Origin of the sequence: Pseudoalteromonas sp. AOP31-A2-14 (assembly GCF_052378035.1) — a bacterium.
Taxonomy (GTDB): Bacteria; Pseudomonadota; Gammaproteobacteria; order Enterobacterales; family Alteromonadaceae; genus Pseudoalteromonas.
This window is the reverse complement of record NZ_JBQSXI010000001.1, coordinates 1,676,859-1,696,848: the sequence shown is the minus strand read 5'-3', so window position 1 is coordinate 1,696,848 and position 19,990 is coordinate 1,676,859. Positions and strand designations below refer to the sequence as shown.

The window sequence follows — 19,990 nt, the reverse complement described above, 5'->3', positions numbered from 1 at the left end:
GAATGTGATATCAAATGACTGATCTCGCCAATGAAATTCTGCCAGTCAATATTGAAGATGAGTTAAAAAACTCCTACTTAGATTATGCAATGAGTGTAATTGTAGGGCGTGCATTACCAGACGTACGTGATGGCTTAAAACCTGTTCACCGCCGCGTTTTGTTTGCAATGAACGAACTTAATAATGATTGGAATAAACCTTACAAAAAATCAGCCCGTGTGGTTGGTGACGTAATTGGTAAGTACCATCCCCATGGCGACAGCGCGGTGTATGACACGATTGTACGTATGGCACAGCCATTTTCGCTTCGTTATATGTTGGTTGATGGCCAAGGTAACTTTGGTTCAGTTGATGGTGACTCAGCAGCGGCAATGCGTTATACCGAAATACGTATGGAGAAAATGTCTCATGAGTTATTAGCTGATCTTGATAAAGAGACTGTGGATTTTGTACCAAACTATGATGGTACTGAACACATTCCAGATGTTCTGCCGACTAAAGTTCCTAACTTATTAGTGAACGGTTCATCAGGTATTGCGGTAGGTATGGCTACAAATATACCTCCTCATAACCTATCTGAGGTAATTAATGGTTGTTTAGCGCTTATTCAGAATCCTGATCTAACTATTCATGAATTAATTGACTATATTCCAGGACCAGACTTTCCAACAGCCGGCATTATCAATGGTAAAAAAGGTATTGAACAAGCCTATTTAACGGGTCGTGGTAAAGTATATATCCGTGCTCGAGCTGAGATTGAAGTTGATGAAAAAACCCATCGCGAAACTATCATTGTTCACGAAATTCCTTATCAAGTTAATAAAGCACGTTTAATCGAAAAGATTGCTGAGCTGGTTAAAGATAAGAAAATTGAAGGTATTAGCGCACTTCGTGATGAATCAGATAAAGACGGTATGCGTATCGTTATTGAGATCAAACGTGGTGATGTAGGCGAAGTTATTTTAAACAACCTTTATTCACAAACTCAGTTACAAACTGTGTTTGGTATGAATATGGTGGCGTTAATAAATAACCAACCGAAGTGTTTTAATTTAAAAGAAATGCTTGAAGAGTTTATTGTTCACCGTCGTGAAGTGGTTACTCGTCGTACCGTTTTTGATTTACGCAAAGCTCGTGACCGTGCTCATACGCTGGAAGGCCTTGCTATTGCACTGGCTAATATTGACCCGATCATTGAGCTTATTCGTAATTCGCCAAGCCCAGCTGAAGCAAAACTTGCATTAACTGCGCGTCCGTGGGAATTAGGCAATGTTAAATCAATGCTTGAAAAAGCAGGTGAAGAGAATGTTGCGCGCCCAGATTGGCTAGCAGAAGAGTTTGGTATTCGTGATGATATGTATTATATCTCTGAGCAGCAAGCCCAAGCAATTTTAGACCTTCGTTTGCATAAGCTTACTGGTCTAGAACATGAAAAGATTATAAACGAATACCAAACGCTACTCGACCTTATCGCCGAGTTACTCTACATATTGGCAACGCCTGAGCGCTTAATGGAAGTTATCCGTGATGAGCTGGTCGAGATTAAAGAGCAATATGGTGATGAGCGTCGTACTGAAATAAGTGCCGCAGCCCACGATATTAGCCTTGAAGATTTAATTAACGAAGAAAATGTGGTTGTAACACTTTCTCACGAAGGTTACGTAAAGTATCAGCCCTTGTCCGATTACGAAGCGCAGCGCCGTGGTGGTAAAGGTAAATCAGCGACGAAGATGAAAGACGAAGACTTCATCGAACGTTTATTGGTTGCAAACACGCACGATACTATTTTGTGCTTCTCTACAGCGGGTCGTTTATATTGGCTTAAAGTATATCAATTACCACTTGCAAGCCGTGCAGCCCGCGGTAAGCCGATTGTTAACTTGTTACCACTTGAAGCAGATGAGCGTATTACTGCTATCTTACCGGTACGCGAGTACGAAGAAAATAAGTTCATCTTTATGGCAACTGCTTTTGGTACGGTTAAGAAAACGCCATTAACAGCGTACAGTCGTCAACGTGCCAGTGGTATTATTGCAGTTAATTTAAATGATGGCGATAGCTTAATTGGTGTAGATATCACCGATGGCAGCAACGAAATTATGTTATTTACTGATGCAGGTAAAGTTGTTCGCTTTAAAGAAGCGGAAGAAACAGCCGTTGTTGATGAAAATGACAACCCGGTACTTGATGATGAAGGCAACCCTGAAGTTAAGTTTAAAGGTGTACGTCCTATGGGTCGTACAGCAACCGGTGTTCGTGGTATAAAAATGTCTGCCGAGCAACGTGTTGTATCGTTAATTGTACCAAAAACAGATGGCGCTATTTTAACTGTGACAGAAAACGGTTATGGTAAACGTACGCTACTTGAAGATTACCCATCGAAGAGTCGTGCAACTCAAGGTGTAGTCTCAATCAAGGTTTCAGAGCGAAATGGTGCTGTAGTTGGTGCTGTACAAGTAGATGATAACGACGAGATCATGATTATCTCTAATCGTGGCACATTAGTTAGGACACGCGTTAATGAAGTATCGACGGTTGGTCGTAATACTCAAGGTGTGATCTTAATTAGAACCATTGAAGAAGAGCAAGTCGTTGGTTTACAACGTATCGAAGAAATCGAAATTGATGAGCTATTAGCCATTGAGGGCGAAAGCGTCGAAATTACTGATACACCAAGCGATGAAATTATTGATGATGAAACTGGGGATCACCCTCCAGCTGAATAACATTAATAAATAAAAAGCGGCTTAGGCCGCTTTTTTTTGTAGTATAACAATACTAATTAATAAAAATAATTTAGTATCAGATAATCAAATTACTGGAATGAGGAAAGGTAATGAGTAAATATAACTTTTGTGCGGGGCCTGCAATGTTGCCACCGGCAGTTATGGAAAAAGCACAAAAAGAGTTTATCGATTGGCAAGGTTTAGGTGTGTCGGTGATGGAAATAAGTCACCGTAGTAAAAAATTTCTTGCTCTAACAGAAAAATGCGAAGCAAGCTTACGTCGCCTAATGAATATTAGTGACGAGTTTGAAATACTATTTATGCACGGCGGCGGACGGGGTCAATTTAGTGCTGTACCATTAAATTTACATCAGGAAAATAAATCAGCGGTTTACTACGAAAACGGTGTTTGGTCAAAAAGTGCAACGGATGAAGCAAATAAGTTTACACAAATTACTGCTATCGATATACGTAACGATGCCAATGGTCAATTTTCGATCAAACCGGTGACTGACTGGCAGTTACCAGCAGATCCCTCGTACATTCACTATTGTCCCAATGAAACTATTGATGGACTAGAAATTTTTGATGTACCGAGCCATCCAACAGCGCCAATTATCGCAGATATGTCGTCAACTATTTTATCGCGCGAAATAGACGTTAATCAATTTGACTTAATTTATGCCGGTGCACAAAAAAATATAGGCCCTTCGGGCATATCAATCGTTATAGTGCGTAAAACATTACTGGCGCGAGAGGGGCTTCCTAGGCCGGGGATTTTAGATTATGCACTAGAGGCCAAGCAGAGCAGTATGTTTAATACGCCACCCACATTTGCATGGTATTTAGCGGCTGAAGTATTCGAATGGCTTGAGCAAAATGGTGGTGTAAAAGCCATGGAAACACAAAATATTGCAAAGGCTGAACTTCTTTATAATTTTATCGATAATTCTGATTTTTATTTTAATAAAGTAGCTAAGCATAGCCGCTCGCGTATGAACGTGCCTTTTTGGCTAAATGACGAAAGCTTGAACAGTAAGTTTGTCGCTCAATCAAACGATGCGGGGTTAATGGCACTTGAAGGCCATAGAAGTGTTGGGGGCATGCGTGCCAGCATTTATAACGCTATGCCACTTGCCGGTGTGCAAGCATTAGTAGACTTTATGGAGAAATTTGCCAAGGAGCATAACTAATGGAGCAGTTACGCTTAGAGCCAATTAAAAAAGTAAATGGTAGTGTCACTTTGCCTGGCTCGAAAAGTTTATCAAATCGGATTTTATTATTGGCAGCGTTGGCACGAGGTACCACTGTTGTTGAAAATTTACTTGATAGCGATGATATCCGTCATATGCTTGATGCTCTAAAGCTATTAGGTGTCAATGTAAGTCTTAATGATGATAAAACTGTGGCTACCGTAGAAGGTGTTGGTGGGCAGTTTTTAACGCCTACAGAGTCGTTATTTTTAGGTAATGCGGGTACAGCATATCGTCCATTAACAGCGGTGCTTGCGGCTGTAAAAGGTGAATATGAACTTATTGGCGAGCCACGCATGGAAGAGCGTCCGATAGGGCACTTAGTTGATGCCCTACAAGCGCTTGGTGGCGATGTTACTTATACAAAGCATAAAGACTATCCTCCACTTAAAATAGTGGGTGGGCAAATAAATGGCGGTGAAGTTGAAATTGACGGCAGTATTTCGAGCCAATTCTTAACTGCGTTATTAATGGCAGCACCATTATTTAAAGGCGACACGCAAATTACTATAAAAGGCACCTTAGTATCAAAGCCCTATATTGATATTACGTTAGATGTAATGGCGCGTTTTGGTGTTAACGTTTCTCATAATGACTATCAAACCTTTCACGTTAAAGGCGCACAACAGTACCAAGCGGTTGATCGTATTATGGTTGAAGGGGATGCTTCATCCGCATCATACTTTGTTGCAGCAGCTGCTATTGCTGGCGGTGAAATTGAAATAAAAGGCGTTGGCGCTAAATCCGTACAAGGCGATATCGGCTTTGCCAAAGTGATGGAGCAAGTCGGGGCCAAGATTGATTGGTATGATGAGCGCCTAGTCGTTCGTAAGGGCCAGCTTAAAGGCGTTGATATTGATGCCAATGCTATTCCTGATGCTGCTATGACACTTGCCACAGTAGCCTTATTTGCTGATGGTCCTACAGCCATACGTAATATTTATAATTGGCGTGTTAAAGAAACTGACCGTTTATACGCTATGGCAACAGAGCTTCGTAAAGTGGGCGCAAAAGTCATAGAAGGTAAAGACTTTATTGAAATAACACCGCCGACAACGTTTTATGATGTAGATATTGATACTTATGACGACCATCGCATAGCGATGTGTTTTGCCATGGTTGCGGTCGGGGGTAAGCCCATAACAATCAACGACCCTAAGTGTACATATAAAACTTTCCCTACTTTTTTTAAGGTTTTACGCTCAGTCAGCGGTGTATAAAAATAGGTCATAATAAAAAGTTAACCACAAAAAAGCGGATATATTTTATTATCTGAAGTATAATGCTGTCGTTTATTTTGGTGTGCATTGCAGGAGGTTTAAATGCAGGCGTTATTAATGCCCGTAATCACCGTTGATGGTCCAAGTGGTTCAGGTAAAGGAACCGTTTGTCGCTTGTTAGCCGAAACATTAGGATGGGATGTGCTGGACAGTGGCGCGATTTATCGTGTTTTATCGCTAGCAGCACTTCATCATCAAATTGCATTAAATAATGAAGAAGCGTTAGTGCCCCTTGCTGCCAATCTCGATGTACAGTTTTTGGTCGATAGTCAAACAAATAAATCTAAAGTGGTATTAGAAGGCGAAGATGTTACTACAACAATACGTGATGAAGAAGTAGGCGCTGAAGCATCTACAGTTGCTGCCTTACCTCGCGTTCGCGAAGCGTTGCTACGTCGCCAGCGCGCTTTTAAAACCGAAAATGGTTTAATTGCTGACGGCCGTGATATGGGCACCGTTGTATTCCCTGATGCGACGCTAAAGATATATTTAACAGCTAGCGCAGAAGAGCGCGCGCGCCGTCGCTTTGTTGAGTTGAACGAGCGCGGACTAAGTGTTACACTGAGTGGTCTATTTGAAGACATTAAAGCTCGTGACGATCGCGATATGAATCGTACCGTTGCGCCGCTTGTGCCGGCAGAAGATGCTATTGAAATAGATACTAGCGAGCTTAATGCTCAGCAAGTATTTGATAAAGTAATCAATTTAATTGATATTGCAATCTCTGAAGGTAAGCTTCCTAAACGAAGCTAAACACATTTTATGCGCCAGCAGGATGCCAGTGCTATTTTAACAACCCCATGCAGCATGGTTGCTTATTGGTATTAATATATGAGACGTATATTCGTATGTCAGAAAATTTTGCGCAGTTATTTGAAGAAAGCTTAAAGGGTTTTGAAGCAGAGCAAGGCTCTATTGTTAAAGGTACAGTAATCTCTATCGAGAATAACATTGTACTTGTAGATGCTGGTCTTAAATCAGAAAGTGCTATCCCTGCAGAGCAGTTCAAAAATGCTGCTGGTGAACTAGAAGTTGCTGTAGGCGACGAAGTAGATGTTGCACTTGATGCAATCGAAGACGGTTTCGGTGAAACTATCCTTTCTCGTGAGAAAGCGAAGCGTCACGAAGCGTGGATCCGTCTTGAAAAAGCATGTGAAGAGCAAGAAACTGTTACTGGTGTTATCAACGGTAAAGTTAAAGGCGGCTTCACAGTTGAAGTTGATTCAATCCGAGCTTTCCTACCTGGTTCACTTGTTGATGTTCGTCCTGTACGTGACACAACACACCTTGAAGGTAAAGAGCTTGAATTTAAAGTAATCAAGCTTGATCAAAAACGTAACAACGTTGTTGTTTCACGTCGTGCAGTTATCGAGTCAGAAAACTCACAAGAACGTGAAGAACTTCTTGCTAACCTTGTTGAAGGTCAAGAAGTTAAAGGTATCGTTAAGAACCTTACTGACTACGGTGCATTCGTTGACCTTGGTGGTGTTGATGGTCTACTACACATTACTGACATGGCGTGGAAGCGTGTTAAGCACCCTTCAGAAATCGTTAATGTTGGTGACGAAATCGCAGTTAAAGTTCTTAAATTCGACAAAGAAAAGACTCGTGTATCTCTAGGCCTTAAACAGCTTGGCGAAGATCCATGGGCCGCTATCGCTGGTCGTTACCCAGAAGGTTCTAAACTTTCTGGTCGTGTTACTAACCTTACAGATTACGGTTGCTTCGTAGAAATCGAAGAAGGCGTTGAAGGTCTAGTACATGTTTCTGAAATGGATTGGACTAACAAGAACATCCATCCTTCAAAAGTTGTTAGCCTTGGCGACACAGTTGAAGTTATGGTTCTCGAAATCGACGAAGAACGTCGTCGTATTTCTCTTGGTCTTAAGCAATGTATTGCTAATCCTTGGCAGGAATTTGCTCGTCTTCAAAACAAAGGCGACCAAGTTACTGGTAAGATCAAATCAATCACTGACTTCGGTATCTTTATCGGTCTTGAAGGTGGCATTGACGGTCTTGTACATCTTTCAGATATTTCTTGGAACACGCCTGGCGAAGACGCTGTACGTGAGTTTAAGAAAGGCGACGAAATCACTGCAATCGTATTGCAAGTTGACCCAGAGCGCGAACGTATTTCGCTAGGTGTTAAGCAAATCGAAGCTGACCCATTCAATAACTATCTTGATGCACATAAAAAAGGTGCTATTGTTAAAGGTAAAGTGACAGAAGTTGATGCTAAAGGTGCAACTGTTGAGCTTATTGAAGGTGTTGAAGGTTACATTCGTGTAGCTGATATCTCTCAAGAGCGTGTTGAAGACGCAACAACAGTTACTTCTGTAGGCAGCGAGATCGAAGTGAAATATGTTGGTGTTGATCGTAAGAACCGCACCCTAAGCTTATCTGTTAAAGCTCTTTACGAAGCAGAAGAGAAAGAAGTAATTGAGAAGCTTAAGAAAGAAGAGCCAGTGTTTGAAAACGCAATGGCTGCAGCATTTAAAAGTGCTCAAAAAGACTAATTAATCAGTCTTAATGGGAAGGGCACTATTGCCCTTCCTTTATCTTTTTTTAAGGAAACGCTATGACTAAGTCAGAATTGATAGAAACACTTGGCGAACAACACGCACATGTACCAGTGAAAGATGTTGAAAATGCAGTAAAAGAAATTCTTGAACAAATGGCCGGATCATTATCGAGCTCAGATCGTATTGAGATCCGAGGTTTTGGTAGTTTCTCACTGCATTACCGTTCTCCACGTACTGGCCGTAATCCTAAAACCGGTGACACTGTTGAGCTTGATGGTAAGCATGTACCACATTTCAAACCAGGTAAAGAATTACGTGATCGCGTAAACGCGAGTATTGCCTAGTTTATTGATTGGAGTAGTTACTTGTTTAGGGTATTAAAAATTATTCTGGTAGCAATATGCTTCATATTTGCATTTGTGCTTGGTTCGCAAAATCCACAACTTGTGCAAATAAATTATATTATTGCTAGTAGTACATTACCCCTAGCCATGATAATAAGTATCTGCTTTGCTTTAGGTGTCGCAATTGGTTGTTTTATCAGCTTTAAACTGTTTTCGCAGTTGAAGTGGCAAAACTATCGTTTGAAAAAAAGATTAGCGCCTGAAAAAGACAATAAAAAGCTTGTTGCTAATAAAGACACCTAACTATGATTGAGCTTTTGTTTTTACTTTTGCCTGTGGCAGCTGGTTATGGCTGGATCATGGGAAAAAACAGTGCTAAAAATAAAGCTCATCAACTTAATCGTCAGATCACCTCTGAATACAGTAAAGGGTTGAAGTTTCTTCTTGATAGAGAAGAAGATCAAGGCCTTGAACACCTTATTAATTTACTAGAAGTCGCTGCTGACTCTGTTGAGCATTATTCAACGCTTGCCACTATGTTTAGGCGCCGCGGCGAGCTTGACCGCGCAATAAAAATCCACGAGTTGCTATTAAAGCATCCAAGTCTTAATGAGCAACAAGCAACTGCTAGTCGCTTAGAACTTGCCGAAGATTATATTATGGCAGGGCTATTAGATAGTGCCGAAGAGCACCTAGTCTGGTTAGTTAAAGCCCATCACATAGACGCATTAGACCCGATTTTGAATCTATACTCGCAAACCCGTGAGTGGGGCAAGGGCATTAGTATGTTTGAAGGCCACAGAGAGTTATTCTCAAAACCTCAACACTTTAAAGCCATTGCTAATTTTTATTGTGAAGCTGCTTTAGTTGAAAACAACCCACAAATAATGCGTAAAGCTATTAGCTTAAATCACAAAGTAATTAGGCCTTTGTATGAATTGGGTAAGTCTGCCTACGCAAAAGAAGATTATGTAAAAGCTATTTACTATTGGCGAGAACTCATTTGTAATTTTACATTTTTTGCTCCGCTCTTTATAGAAGAGCTTGCACATAGCTATAATCAATTGAATTTAACATCACAGTTTCATGAGTTAGTTGTACAGCTTCTTGATAAAGGTGGGGTGTTAATAAAAATAAAACATTGCCAAGCGTTACTCGAGCAGGGTCATACTGACCAGGCGATAACGTTTTTAACTGATAGCTTAAAGCGACAACCCACAATTCGTGGTTTCAGTTTTTTACTGCAGTTGTTAGCTAAACAAAATGGCGATATAAAAGAAGTGCTTGATCAAATTGATAAGCTAGTAACGTCTTATATCGCCACCAAGCCTGACTTTCAGTGTCAGCATTGCGGTTTTACAAGTTATACTATTTATTGGGTTTGCCCATCGTGCAAACATTGGGAAACAATTGTCCCAAGCCGTGGTATTGACGGCTTTTAATTCTTCTAGTTAGAACACATATTTACAACTTGTTTAGGAAAGTTATGTCTTTAAAAGATTCAAAAAAAGTTCTTATAGCGCTTGATTATGACGATCAACAAACAGCACTGGATTTTGTTAAACAATTATCACCTACCAATTGTCGCTTAAAAGTAGGTAAAGAAATGTTTACTTACTTTGGTCCTGCATTTGTTAAAGAACTAATTGATTTAGGCTTTGATGTATTTTTAGACTTAAAATTTCATGATATTCCCAACACGGTAGCTAAATCTGTAACTGCAGCAGCTAAGATGGGAGTATGGATGGTTAATGTGCATGCCAGTGGTGGTGTTGAAATGATGACCAAGGCGAAACAAGCACTTGAACCGTTTGGTGATAAAGCCCCCTTATTAATTGCGGTTACTGTTTTAACCAGCATGGATAAAGTTGAGCTTACTCGTTTAGGTGTTGATAAAACCCCAGAAGAACAGGTTATCTATTTAGCAAAACTTGCAAAAGAAGCAGGCCTTGACGGAGTAGTGTGCTCAGCACAAGAAGCCAAGCAATTAAAAGTAGAACTAGGTGAAGATTTTAAACTAGTGACCCCAGGCATTCGCCCTACAGGCAGTGATGCAGGCGACCAAAAACGTATCATGACACCAAAGCAAGCCATTGATGATGGTAGTAACTACCTAGTTGTTGGGCGTCCGATTACACAAGCTGTTGATCCGGTGACGGTTCTTAAAGAAATTAATGACTCGTTAAAATAACCAAGCGTTATTTCAATTAGTACTATTACTAATACTAAGAGCAAAGTACTTACTTTGCTCTTTTTGCTTTTAGGTATACAAACTTACTAACTTGGCGATAAATAGCCCGCAATGTGCCATAAGCGGCCGGTTGTACTAACTCGTTTATGTTCTAAAATCAGTTAAAGTAAATACTTTAATGGCGACTTTGAGCGAGCAAGAGATGGTTCAAGTCGTTTAATGCTATTTTCTTTATTCTACAAAGCGGCCGTTCCGCTAACGCACTTTTCGCCTCATAGTAAGTTAACTAGAAAATTTTGCTTAATGGGCTTACAACACCGTTTGCTCCTTGTTGTAAAACATGCGTATATATTTGTGTGGTTTTGACATCAGAATGGCCCAATTGTGCTTGAACGGTGCGAATATCGGCGCCACTTTGCAATAGATGCGTTGCAAATGAATGACGCAAGGTATGCGGTGTTATTATTTTTGTTAATCCCGATTTTTGAACGGCTTTTTTTACTTCTTTTCTTATACACGAGTGATGAAAATGATGTCGTCTTATTTCACCACTTTGAGGATCTGTACTTAATATATGTGAGGGAAATAAATACTGCCACGCAAGTGATTTTGAGGCAGAAGGATATTTTTTTGTTAAAGCATAAGGCATCCATACGCCAGCATATTCCGTATTATTTAAATCAAGTTTTAGATAGTCATCAACCTGCAGAATTTGATTTCTCAGCATAGGAATTAGCTCGGTGGCCAGCGTTACAATACGGTGTTTATTACCTTTGCCATTCCATACTTGAATACACTTGTAATCAAAATCAATATCTTTCACCCTTAATTGCACCGCTTCCATTACTCTTAAGCCACTTCCATACATAAGGGCTGCAATTAAATAATAGCGCTTATTTAAATGAGCCATCAACATTTTAACTTCCTCTGGGGTCATCACTACAGGGAGCTTTGCTTGTTTTTTACTACGAGCAAAATTTAAATTTAATGAGAGTTCTTTTTTTATTATGTGCTTGTATAAAAATGACAATGAATTGAGTGCGGTAGCTTGCGTACGTGGTGCAACGTTTTGCTTTAACACTAAATGTTCTAAGTAGCGTTCGACTTCATTGTCCCCCATTGAGGCGGGATGACGTTTATTATGAAAATGGATATAAGATGCAATCCATCTTAGGTACGTATCTACGGTGCGCAATGAATATTGACGAACTAGCATATATTCAGCTATGTAATTTAAAAATGGGGAACGTGTTTTCATACTATTACCAATAATAGTGCTGTTTTTATATACAGTATAGTTGTGATGCACACATATTCAAGAAAATGAGCGGCGAGCGCATTTTGTCTTTTATTGAGAGTTTGAGTACTAATAAAAAATTATATGTAGCAATGTGTTAAGTTATTTGTTAAAAAGAATTATTGAATACATGAGCGTGACATTGGCAGATATATGCGCAATGAGCGCACTATAAAATTGTTATGTGAATGGAGATCAAAATGTCTTCTGTGCCAAAAAACAAGGATGAATTGGAGTTAGCGATAAACTCAATATTTCCGAAACTCATGGCTGACTATCGTTCAATTCCGGAAAGCAAAGCTCGCAAACTTGGAGTAGAGGGAAATATCAAAGGTACAGTCATTAGCGTTAGTGACACAGTGGCTTACTTGATTGGTTGGGGGAGACTCGTTCTTAAATGGTATAACTTAAGAGCTCAAAACCAACAAGTTGATTTCCCAGAAACAGGTTATAAATGGAATCAATTAGGCTCGCTTGCTGAAAGCTTCCACGAAGAGTATCGTCAGTGGAAATATGACGATTTACTCATTGAGCTTGAGTCTACGGTTAACGAGATACTTTTACTCATTTCAAGCTTAAGTGACCATGATTTGTATGGTGTTGCGTGGTATGAACAATGGACTTTGGGGCGTATGATTCAGTTTAATACATCGTCACCTATGAAAAATATGCGTACAAAAGTTCGGCGTTTCAATCGAGAATTCACATAACAAAGTCGTCAACGCGGACAAAAAATTTGTTGGCTTTGCTCGTACTTCACAAAATTTTAGCCAACAATTTTTTGCCGGTTACAACGGCGTTAGAGCTACAAGGAAAAATATGAGAACAATTTCAATAATAAAATATACGTTTACAGTGGTCGGGCTTGGCATGCTAGTCGGGGCATTTTTCTTATTTACAAATACACAGGATTTTCTGAAGAATGCGCTAACAGCTGACGGGACAGTCGTAGAACTTGTACGCTCAAGATCAAGTGACTCAGATACATATAGACCGATGATTGAATTTATAACACAAGATGGTTCAACTATTGAATTCACCTCGTCGTCTGGAAGTAACCCTCCAAGTTATTCTAGAGGCGAAATTGTTGAAATTTTGTATCAAGAGACTTTTCCTGAGCGAGCTAAAATAAATGGTTTCTTTTCTTTGTGGGGTGCGCCAACTATTTTGGGGGGGCTAGGTTCGGTTTTTTTCCTCACTGGATTCTTAATCATACTGCTAGGAAGCTTGAAGGGTAAAAAGATTGAATATTTGAAAAAAAATGGGATTCCAATTAAGGCCAAATTTCAAAACGTGGAAATCAATGGCTCACTTGAAGTAAATGGTAGAAACCCATATAAAATTTGTGCTCAATGGAAAAACCCTACCACATCTGAAATACACTTATTTAGTAGTGAAAATATATGGTTCGATCCCACTGAGCACATTAATACTGATGAAATTACTGTTCTAATAGAAAGAGACAACCCCAAAAAATACCATGTTGACATTTCTTTTCTTCCTGAGATTGCAAGTTAAAATGGCTCTAACAAAAAGCTCAAGCCGACGCGCAAAAAGCGCGCTCGGCTTAGCTTAGCGTTATGTGTTGCAGGGGGGTGAAGATTGAAGAGAGTGTTTCTGGTTGCTTTGACCGTTGCCCTGAGCCTAATTGTAGGTGCGGCAGTAGGTTGGTGGGCAAATTCTCCAGGCATGGACCTATTGTGTTCTAAGCCCTTCGTTGCTGAGCTGGCAGAAGATGTGGAGGCTCAAGGAGTCACTGTTGAGGCCGGAACATTGGTTGATCTTCGTTCTTGTGAGTATGCCGAACGGTTTACTATCAACCTTTACTACCCGAAGCATCCGACGGCTCCAATATTTAAGCCAAGAAATAGTGCCCCGAATCTGGGGAATCATGGCGCAGACCAATATGAAATCAAAAAATCTGAAAAATAAACACATAACAATGCCATGCATGCGACAAGCGCATGATGGCGGGCGTTAGCCTTCATGGGAGAGATATGAACGAGTTTGAAACCATCTATGAGAAATGGCACGAATATGCCAAGGGTCGGGATGTTCCATCCCTCATCAATCTGTACGCTGAAGATGCTGTCTTCGAAAGCCCGCTTGTGCCAGCCATCCTAGATCAAGACTCTGGCGTTCTTCGGGGGCGGCAGGAGATTGTTCGCTTCTTGGAGGAGGGTACTAAGCGAAGACCCAATGATCTAGTTCGTTGGCATCGAACAGGCAAATACTTCATCAACGGTGACACCCTTATTTGGGAGTACCCGAGGGAAACTCCTGAAGGCGATCAAATCGACATTCTCGAAGTCATGCAGATTTCTGACTACAAAATCATGAACCATAGAATCTATTGGGGTTGGTTCGGTTGTAGCCAACTAATAGCGTCTGCTCTAAAGAAGAATTCGAGTTGATGGCTAACAATTCATTCCAGCCGACCGTCCACTGGCTGCGCCAGCGGCCGGCGGCTGAATTCAGGCGTTAGCTTTTCCATGCCCGAAGCTATCAACAATTTTTAGGGTATAACCAATTGAGGGAATTATGAAAAAATCTAAAGCAATTCTGTTACTTTCTTTCTGCGTTAGTTTTAATACTTTGGCAGCGGAGCAATGCGAAACTAACTTCACAAAAGAAGGCAGCTTTTTTAAAGGAAAAACCTTTAAAACATGGGCTGAAGTTGAAGGGGTTTCAACCGCAGAAGCCTACAAAAAAATATACCAACAAATAGCAAAAGGCGGCTGGAAAATTTCAAGTTCTGACAAAGATCTTGGTATTATTTCCGCAGGCCAAGACGTTTCATACGGTAACGGTAAAACTGCACCCCTTAATGTGGTCGTAGAAGAATCCGGTTCAAATTCAAAAATATCAATTAGTTATTCTATTTCTGGTGGCGTTTCATCACCTGAAAAAGCTGTTATTGAAAGCTTTTGTAAAACTATTGGTGCCGCAAAATCATAAGCTAATCGGGTAGCCGGAGGTCTCTAACCTCCAGCCCCCACACCACCCATCATGCGGGTCCGCAATGGGCGGTTCATCTCCCGTAATGAATTTTGATCCAAATATCTTTCAATGACACTAAACCTTGTGATGCTAAATAGTCATTACCTAGCGCAATGTTAATTCCTTTTGTTTTTGAGCTTCTACAAGGGCCTTTACTGGTGATACCACAGGCTATGGCGAGTCGTTCGCTAACACCCAATTTCATTAAACTGCGTACTTTGGTGCGAGGTTTACGCCATTGCCGCCAGTAGCACATTCTTATCCTACGTCGGATCCAGTGATCTAAATCCACCGTTAGCTGATAAGCGTTGGCTATTAGGTAGTAGTTCCCCCAGCCGCGCAAATACTGTGTGAGTTTATGAATTTGTAGGGTCATTGAGATCCCCCAGTTGCGGTTAGTGAGTTCTCTTACATTTGCTTTGAATTTCTTTAGCGCCTGTTCGTGGATCTGCACTTGAGCGTAACGGAAGGTAAACCCGAGAAATTTCGAGCCTGATACGGGACCGACTCGACTTTTCGATTCATTCACTTTGAGTTTTAATCGCTGAGTGATGAACGCAGTAATTTCCCGCTGGATTATGAGTCCTTCGCTTTTCGTTTTTACTAAAATGATTATATCATCAGCGTAACGTGCAAACTTAAGGTGTTTGTAGGTTAGCTTCTTATCTAATTCATCGAGTAAGATGTTGGAAAGCAAAGGGGATAATGGCCCACCTTGAGGGACTCCTTTGGTTGACTCAAACCACAGACCCGTTTCGCGCTCTGCGATCCCCGCTCGGAGGTATTTACCAAGTAGGCGCATGAGTGCTTTGTCTTTGACTTTACGACCAACACGATTCATCAGCATGTCATGGTTTACTTCATCAAAGAACTTAGACAAGTCAATATCAACTGCTGTTTTATAACCTTGTTTAACACAAGATTGAACATGATTTACTGCTTGGCTGGCTCTTTTATGAGGGCGATAACCATAACTATGTGGTGAAAATAGAGGCTCAAAGTAAGGGCTAATCACTTGAGCAATAGCTTGTTGGATTACTCTGTCAATAACAGAAGGGATCCCAAGCATTCGCTCACCGCCATCGGGTTTGGGTATCATCACGCGTTTGACTGGCAAGGGTTGATAAGTGCCGCTAAGTAATTGTTGTTTAATACCCAGCCAATGTAACTTAGCGAAGTCATTAAATTCCTCAATACTCATATTATCAATACCCGCAGCCCCTTTATTGCGCTTAACATGTTGCCATGCTGCACCAATGTTGTGGTTGCTCAGTACCCTTGCCATCAGGTCACGATCTGTTTTGTTGTATTCATTCGAGGTATTATTCACAGTCGAACGCTGTTCATCACTATCACAACACGGTGATCTATGTGAATTCAAGTTCATTTGTAGTATCTCCTCTGGTTAAGATGTTCAGGCCTTCACCGTGTCCCCTCCATTACGATGGGCGTTTGGCTACTATGCCGTCTGCTGACTTCTGATAAATCACTCTAGCGATTACTCGATAAAGCGCGTCGAAACTAATGCTTGTTTACTGCTATTTCGCTCGCTGTAGGTCGCAGCAACCAAAGCGCCAAGGGTTGAACAACCAGTCCCTAACTGGTAATCTCCAAGCGTTAGCGCGGATGCGTGTTTATCAGATCTCCCCGAATAAGGTGCATCGACTTTCTCTGCACAACTGCATCATTTACGGTGGCCGTTAGATCACATGACTTCGCTATCTTGTGCTAGCTCGTCTCCAGCCTACGCCTCATATGATGTTTTTGTTCATCAGCTCACAGATTTGCTAGCGGCTTCCTCTAGACTATCTCTCGCGATTTAGCCCTTGCCATTCGCTAGTAGTTATCGTTTAATAACAGTGTGTTATTTAAACGGTGATCTTCCTACAGAGGACTTTCACCTCATAAGTCAATGCCCATGTCGGGCGTACACAAGTCGCTCCAGCAACGCGCACTTCGTGCGCTCGACAGTTTGTAAGTCGCCGTTTTGTGGTTTTGCTACGCAAAAGGTTTCCACAAAACGTCAACTTACAAACTGCGGCTGAGCTGGGCGTTAGCTATTACGAAAATTATTGAAGGAGATCGAGATGTCCGAAGGTTCACCAGAAAATATCGAGCAACTTGGTTCGATCAATAAAAAGATCGTGGCCGAAGGAGAAGAGCTTCCCGCAGTCACCCTTAAAGATGGAAGTAAGGTACAAACAGGTACGGTTGCCACGATGCTCCGCAACGTCGCTTTATACAACGCAGGTGAGCGTGGCGAGGTAGAAGAGCAGCTGAAGATCGCAGTACCGACCTTGATTAAAGTTGGATTGTTTGAGCTATTCTCCGTTGATGAATGGATTAACGGTCAAAATCCTGGGCGTAGTTTAGTTGGCCTGTACGCTAAAGAATACCTTGGCAAACAAAGCTAATCGGGTAGCCGGAGGTCTCTAACCTCCAGCCCCCACACCACCCATCATGCGGGTCCGCAATGGGCGGTTCATCTCCCGTAATGAATTTTGATCCAAATATCTTTCAATGACACTAAACCTTGTGATGCTAAATAGTCATTACCTAGCGCAATGTTAATTCCTTTTGTTTTTGAGCTTCTACAAGGGCCTTTACTGGTGATACCACAGGCTATGGCGAGTCGTTCGCTAACACCCAATTTCATTAAACTGCGTACTTTGGTGCGAGGTTTACGCCATTGCCGCCAGTAGCACATTCTTATCCTACGTCGGATCCAGTGATCTAAATCCACCGTTAGCTGATAAGCGTTGGCTATTAGGTAGTAGTTCCCCCAGCCGCGCAAATACTGTGTGAGTTTATGAATTTGTAGGGTCATTGAGATCCCCCAGTTGCGGTTAGTGAGTTCTCTTACATTTGCTTTGAATTTCTTTAGCGCCTGTTCGTGGATCTGCACTTGAGCGTAACGGAAGGTAAACCCGAGAAATTTCGAGCCTGATACGGGACCGACTCGACTTTTCGATTCATTCACTTTGAGTTTTAATCGCTGAGTGATGAACGCAGTAATTTCCCGCTGGATTATGAGTCCTTCGCTTTTCGTTTTTACTAAAATGATTATATCATCAGCGTAACGTGCAAACTTAAGGTGTTTGTAGGTTAGCTTCTTATCTAATTCATCGAGTAAGATGTTGGAAAGCAAAGGGGATAATGGCCCACCTTGAGGGACTCCTTTGGTTGACTCAAACCACAGACCCGTTTCGCGCTCTGCGATCCCCGCTCGGAGGTATTTACCAAGTAGGCGCATGAGTGCTTTGTCTTTGACTTTACGACCAACACGATTCATCAGCATGTCATGGTTTACTTCATCAAAGAACTTAGACAAGTCAATATCAACTGCTGTTTTATAACCTTGTTTAACACAAGATTGAACATGATTTACTGCTTGGCTGGCTCTTTTATGAGGGCGATAACCATAACTATGTGGTGAAAATAGAGGCTCAAAGTAAGGGCTAATCACTTGAGCAATAGCTTGTTGGATTACTCTGTCAATAACAGAAGGGATCCCAAGCATTCGCTCACCGCCATCGGGTTTGGGTATCATCACGCGTTTGACTGGCAAGGGTTGATAAGTGCCGCTAAGTAATTGTTGTTTAATACCCAGCCAATGTAACTTAGCGAAGTCATTAAATTCCTCAATACTCATATTATCAATACCCGCAGCCCCTTTATTGCGCTTAACATGTTGCCATGCTGCACCAATGTTGTGGTTGCTCAGTACCCTTGCCATCAGGTCACGATCTGTTTTGTTGTATTCATTCGAGGTATTATTCACAGTCGAACGCTGTTCATCACTATCACAACACGGTGATCTATGTGAATTCAAGTTCATTTGTAGTATCTCCTCTGGTTAAGATGTTCAGGCCTTCACCGTGTCCCCTCCATTACGATGGGCGTTTGGCTACTATGCCGTCTGCTGACTTCTGATAAATCACTCTAGCGATTACTCGATAAAGCGCGTCGAAACTAATGCTTGTTTACTGCTATTTCGCTCGCTGTAGGTCGCAGCAACCAAAGCGCCAAGGGTTGAACAACCAGTCCCTAACTGGTAATCTCCAAGCGTTAGCGCGGATGCGTGTTTATCAGATCTCCCCGAATAAGGTGCATCGACTTTCTCTGCACAACTGCATCATTTACGGTGGCCGTTAGATCACATGACTTCGCTATCTTGTGCTAGCTCGTCTCCAGCCTACGCCTCATATGATGTTTTTGTTCATCAGCTCACAGATTTGCTAGCGGCTTCCTCTAGACTATCTCTCGCGATTTAGCCCTTGCCATTCGCTAGTAGTTATCGTTTAATAACAGTGTGTTATTTAAACGGTGATCTTCCTACAGAGGACTTTCACCTCATAAGTCAATGCCCATGTCGGGCGTACACAAGTCGCTGCAATTGACCGCTGTTCCGCTTCGCTCTACAGCGGCAACTGAGCTTCGGCGTTAAATGTCACGACAGACTATGAGTAAGGGATTCGAAGTCAGAGATAACGCCAGTGGGAGGGTAACCATTTCGACCTTCTCATTTTGGCGTTCATGGAAAGTCAGTCTGTTACTCATGCTGCGCTATGGCTTTTACCGCTGGGGGCCGTATGTCCCTCCGGTAACAGATGAGGCCGTCCATCCACGTTTTCATCGGGGTAAGTTGATTATCGAATCTGGTTGGGACAATTGGTTTGGTTATGATTGGTCCGCAGCTAACCAAGAAACTGACGATTTTCTGTTAGATTTCTACGAGAACCATTGCCGTGGGAAGTGACGATTTAACAAGGCAATTAAATTCGTTCCGGCCTTCGGCCTCCACCGGACGCCCTTGTCAGGGCGCCGTTTATTGCTGGCGTTATACCTAATCTAAACAGTGGAGGTTTTTATGAATAGATGGATGCTTACTTTTTTTACCTTAGTCTCGTCATTTAACGCGATAGCAGACACAGATTTATCCGTATTCGGAAAAAAGTATTTTTTAGCATGGGCAGCAACACAGGCACCTGATGCTACTGAAAAAGACTTAGAGCACTACCTGTCTTTCCTTAAACCTGATGTCGCCCACCAACACTTGCCCTACGATTCGGATGACTCCCGGTTACCTGACGGCAAAGAAAGTATTCGCGAAGGGATGTTGTTTTATTTAGGATCTCATTCTGAACATGAAGCTACTTTGAACCAAGTTATTCCCGCTCACAATGTGATTACCATTACATACACCACATCTAGTAAGGGAATTCACCCTCAAACAAATAAACTCATTGAATTACACTACTCAACGATGGAAGTTTTGGAAATCGAAGATGGAAAAATAGCAGTGATTCGGAAATATCCCTCTCTGTCAGACTAGTTGTCGCGCTTAATATTCAACCATTAAACAGAGGGCGTGGAG

Annotated in this window: 19 protein-coding genes; 16 read left to right on the top strand and 3 right to left on the bottom strand. The window is 41.6% G+C overall.

Annotation, left to right across the window (positions count from 1 at the left end; all coding sequences use genetic code 11):
* The first annotated feature begins 14 nt into the window (after positions 1–14).
* From gyrA to pyrF, 9 genes are all read left to right on the top strand, one after another.
* Positions 15–2,726 (top strand): DNA topoisomerase (ATP-hydrolyzing) subunit A, encoded by a 2,712-nt coding sequence (gene gyrA / locus ACT3S9_RS07875; protein WP_441835532.1) that lies wholly within the window; start codon positions 15–17, stop codon positions 2,724–2,726.
* Between the two features lie 110 nt (positions 2,727–2,836).
* Entirely contained in the window at positions 2,837–3,919 is a 1,083-nt protein-coding gene (serC, locus tag ACT3S9_RS07870) for a 3-phosphoserine/phosphohydroxythreonine transaminase (RefSeq protein WP_441835533.1), read from the top strand.
* A complete protein-coding gene (aroA, locus tag ACT3S9_RS07865; protein WP_441835534.1) occupies positions 3,919–5,199 on the top strand; it encodes a 3-phosphoshikimate 1-carboxyvinyltransferase in 1,281 nt (426 codons plus the stop codon). The genes serC and aroA overlap by 1 nt, the downstream gene beginning before the upstream one ends.
* A gap of 102 nt (positions 5,200–5,301) precedes the next feature.
* Positions 5,302–6,012, top strand: a complete 711-nt coding sequence (cmk, locus tag ACT3S9_RS07860) for a (d)CMP kinase (RefSeq protein ID WP_444750877.1) — start codon at positions 5,302–5,304, stop codon at positions 6,010–6,012.
* 95 nt (positions 6,013–6,107) lie between these two features.
* Positions 6,108–7,775 (top strand): 30S ribosomal protein S1, encoded by a 1,668-nt coding sequence (gene rpsA, locus ACT3S9_RS07855; protein ID WP_441835536.1) that lies wholly within the window; start codon positions 6,108–6,110, stop codon positions 7,773–7,775.
* A gap of 62 nt (positions 7,776–7,837) precedes the next feature.
* Entirely contained in the window at positions 7,838–8,125 is a 288-nt protein-coding gene (ihfB, locus tag ACT3S9_RS07850; protein ID WP_441835537.1) for an integration host factor subunit beta, read from the top strand.
* Positions 8,126–8,146: 21 nt separating this feature from the next.
* The gene (locus ACT3S9_RS07845) at positions 8,147–8,428 is read left to right on the top strand and encodes a lipopolysaccharide assembly protein LapA domain-containing protein (protein ID WP_441835538.1); all 282 of its coding nucleotides are present in this window, start codon (positions 8,147–8,149) and stop codon (positions 8,426–8,428) included.
* Between the two features lie 2 nt (positions 8,429–8,430).
* A complete protein-coding gene (gene lapB / locus ACT3S9_RS07840) occupies positions 8,431–9,567 on the top strand; it encodes a lipopolysaccharide assembly protein LapB (protein ID WP_441835539.1) in 1,137 nt (378 codons plus the stop codon).
* Between the two features lie 44 nt (positions 9,568–9,611).
* Positions 9,612–10,316 carry an orotidine-5'-phosphate decarboxylase gene (pyrF, locus tag ACT3S9_RS07835; protein WP_444750876.1) on the top strand — a complete coding sequence of 235 codons (705 nt, stop codon included), beginning with the start codon at positions 9,612–9,614 and terminating at the stop codon, positions 10,314–10,316.
* 286 nt (positions 10,317–10,602) lie between these two features.
* On the opposite strand, the gene ACT3S9_RS07830 is transcribed toward pyrF, so the two are convergent.
* The gene (locus ACT3S9_RS07830) at positions 10,603–11,574 is read right to left on the bottom strand and encodes an integron integrase (RefSeq protein WP_444750875.1); all 972 of its coding nucleotides are present in this window, start codon (positions 11,572–11,574) and stop codon (positions 10,603–10,605) included.
* Between the two features lie 239 nt (positions 11,575–11,813).
* On the opposite strand from ACT3S9_RS07830, the gene ACT3S9_RS07825 reads away from it, so the two are divergent.
* The 5 genes from ACT3S9_RS07825 to ACT3S9_RS07805 all read left to right on the top strand — a co-directional run bounded on the left by ACT3S9_RS07825 (position 11,814) and on the right by ACT3S9_RS07805 (position 14,571).
* Complete coding sequence (locus tag ACT3S9_RS07825) at positions 11,814–12,323, top strand: ClbS/DfsB family four-helix bundle protein (RefSeq protein WP_441996500.1); 510 nt, start codon at positions 11,814–11,816, stop codon at positions 12,321–12,323.
* A gap of 109 nt (positions 12,324–12,432) precedes the next feature.
* A complete protein-coding gene (locus ACT3S9_RS07820) occupies positions 12,433–13,131 on the top strand; it encodes a DUF3592 domain-containing protein (RefSeq protein WP_444511494.1) in 699 nt (232 codons plus the stop codon).
* 84 nt (positions 13,132–13,215) lie between these two features.
* A complete protein-coding gene (locus tag ACT3S9_RS07815; RefSeq protein ID WP_444511493.1) occupies positions 13,216–13,545 on the top strand; it encodes a hypothetical protein in 330 nt (109 codons plus the stop codon).
* Between the two features lie 65 nt (positions 13,546–13,610).
* A complete protein-coding gene (locus ACT3S9_RS07810) occupies positions 13,611–14,027 on the top strand; it encodes a nuclear transport factor 2 family protein (protein WP_444750874.1) in 417 nt (138 codons plus the stop codon).
* A gap of 127 nt (positions 14,028–14,154) precedes the next feature.
* On the top strand, positions 14,155–14,571 hold the full coding sequence (locus tag ACT3S9_RS07805; protein WP_444750873.1) for a hypothetical protein: 417 nt from the start codon (positions 14,155–14,157) through the stop codon (positions 14,569–14,571).
* A gap of 73 nt (positions 14,572–14,644) precedes the next feature.
* Here ACT3S9_RS07805 and ltrA (ACT3S9_RS07800) read toward each other — a convergent pair whose 3' ends face one another.
* Positions 14,645–16,000, bottom strand: a complete 1,356-nt coding sequence (gene ltrA, locus ACT3S9_RS07800) for a group II intron reverse transcriptase/maturase (RefSeq protein ID WP_444750872.1) — start codon at positions 15,998–16,000, stop codon at positions 14,645–14,647.
* Between the two features lie 700 nt (positions 16,001–16,700).
* Between ltrA (ACT3S9_RS07800) and ACT3S9_RS07795 the strand changes: the two genes are divergently transcribed.
* A complete protein-coding gene (locus ACT3S9_RS07795) occupies positions 16,701–17,027 on the top strand; it encodes a DUF7709 family protein (protein ID WP_192532262.1) in 327 nt (108 codons plus the stop codon).
* A 68-nt stretch (positions 17,028–17,095) separates the two neighbouring features.
* Here the strand turns inward: ACT3S9_RS07795 and ltrA (ACT3S9_RS07790) are convergent, their stop codons facing one another.
* Entirely contained in the window at positions 17,096–18,451 is a 1,356-nt protein-coding gene (ltrA, locus tag ACT3S9_RS07790; RefSeq protein WP_444750872.1) for a group II intron reverse transcriptase/maturase, read from the bottom strand.
* A gap of 1,032 nt (positions 18,452–19,483) precedes the next feature.
* Between ltrA (ACT3S9_RS07790) and ACT3S9_RS07785 the strand changes: the two genes are divergently transcribed.
* Positions 19,484–19,948 (top strand): nuclear transport factor 2 family protein, encoded by a 465-nt coding sequence (locus tag ACT3S9_RS07785; RefSeq protein WP_444750871.1) that lies wholly within the window; start codon positions 19,484–19,486, stop codon positions 19,946–19,948.
* The last annotated feature ends 42 nt before the right edge of the window (positions 19,949–19,990 follow it).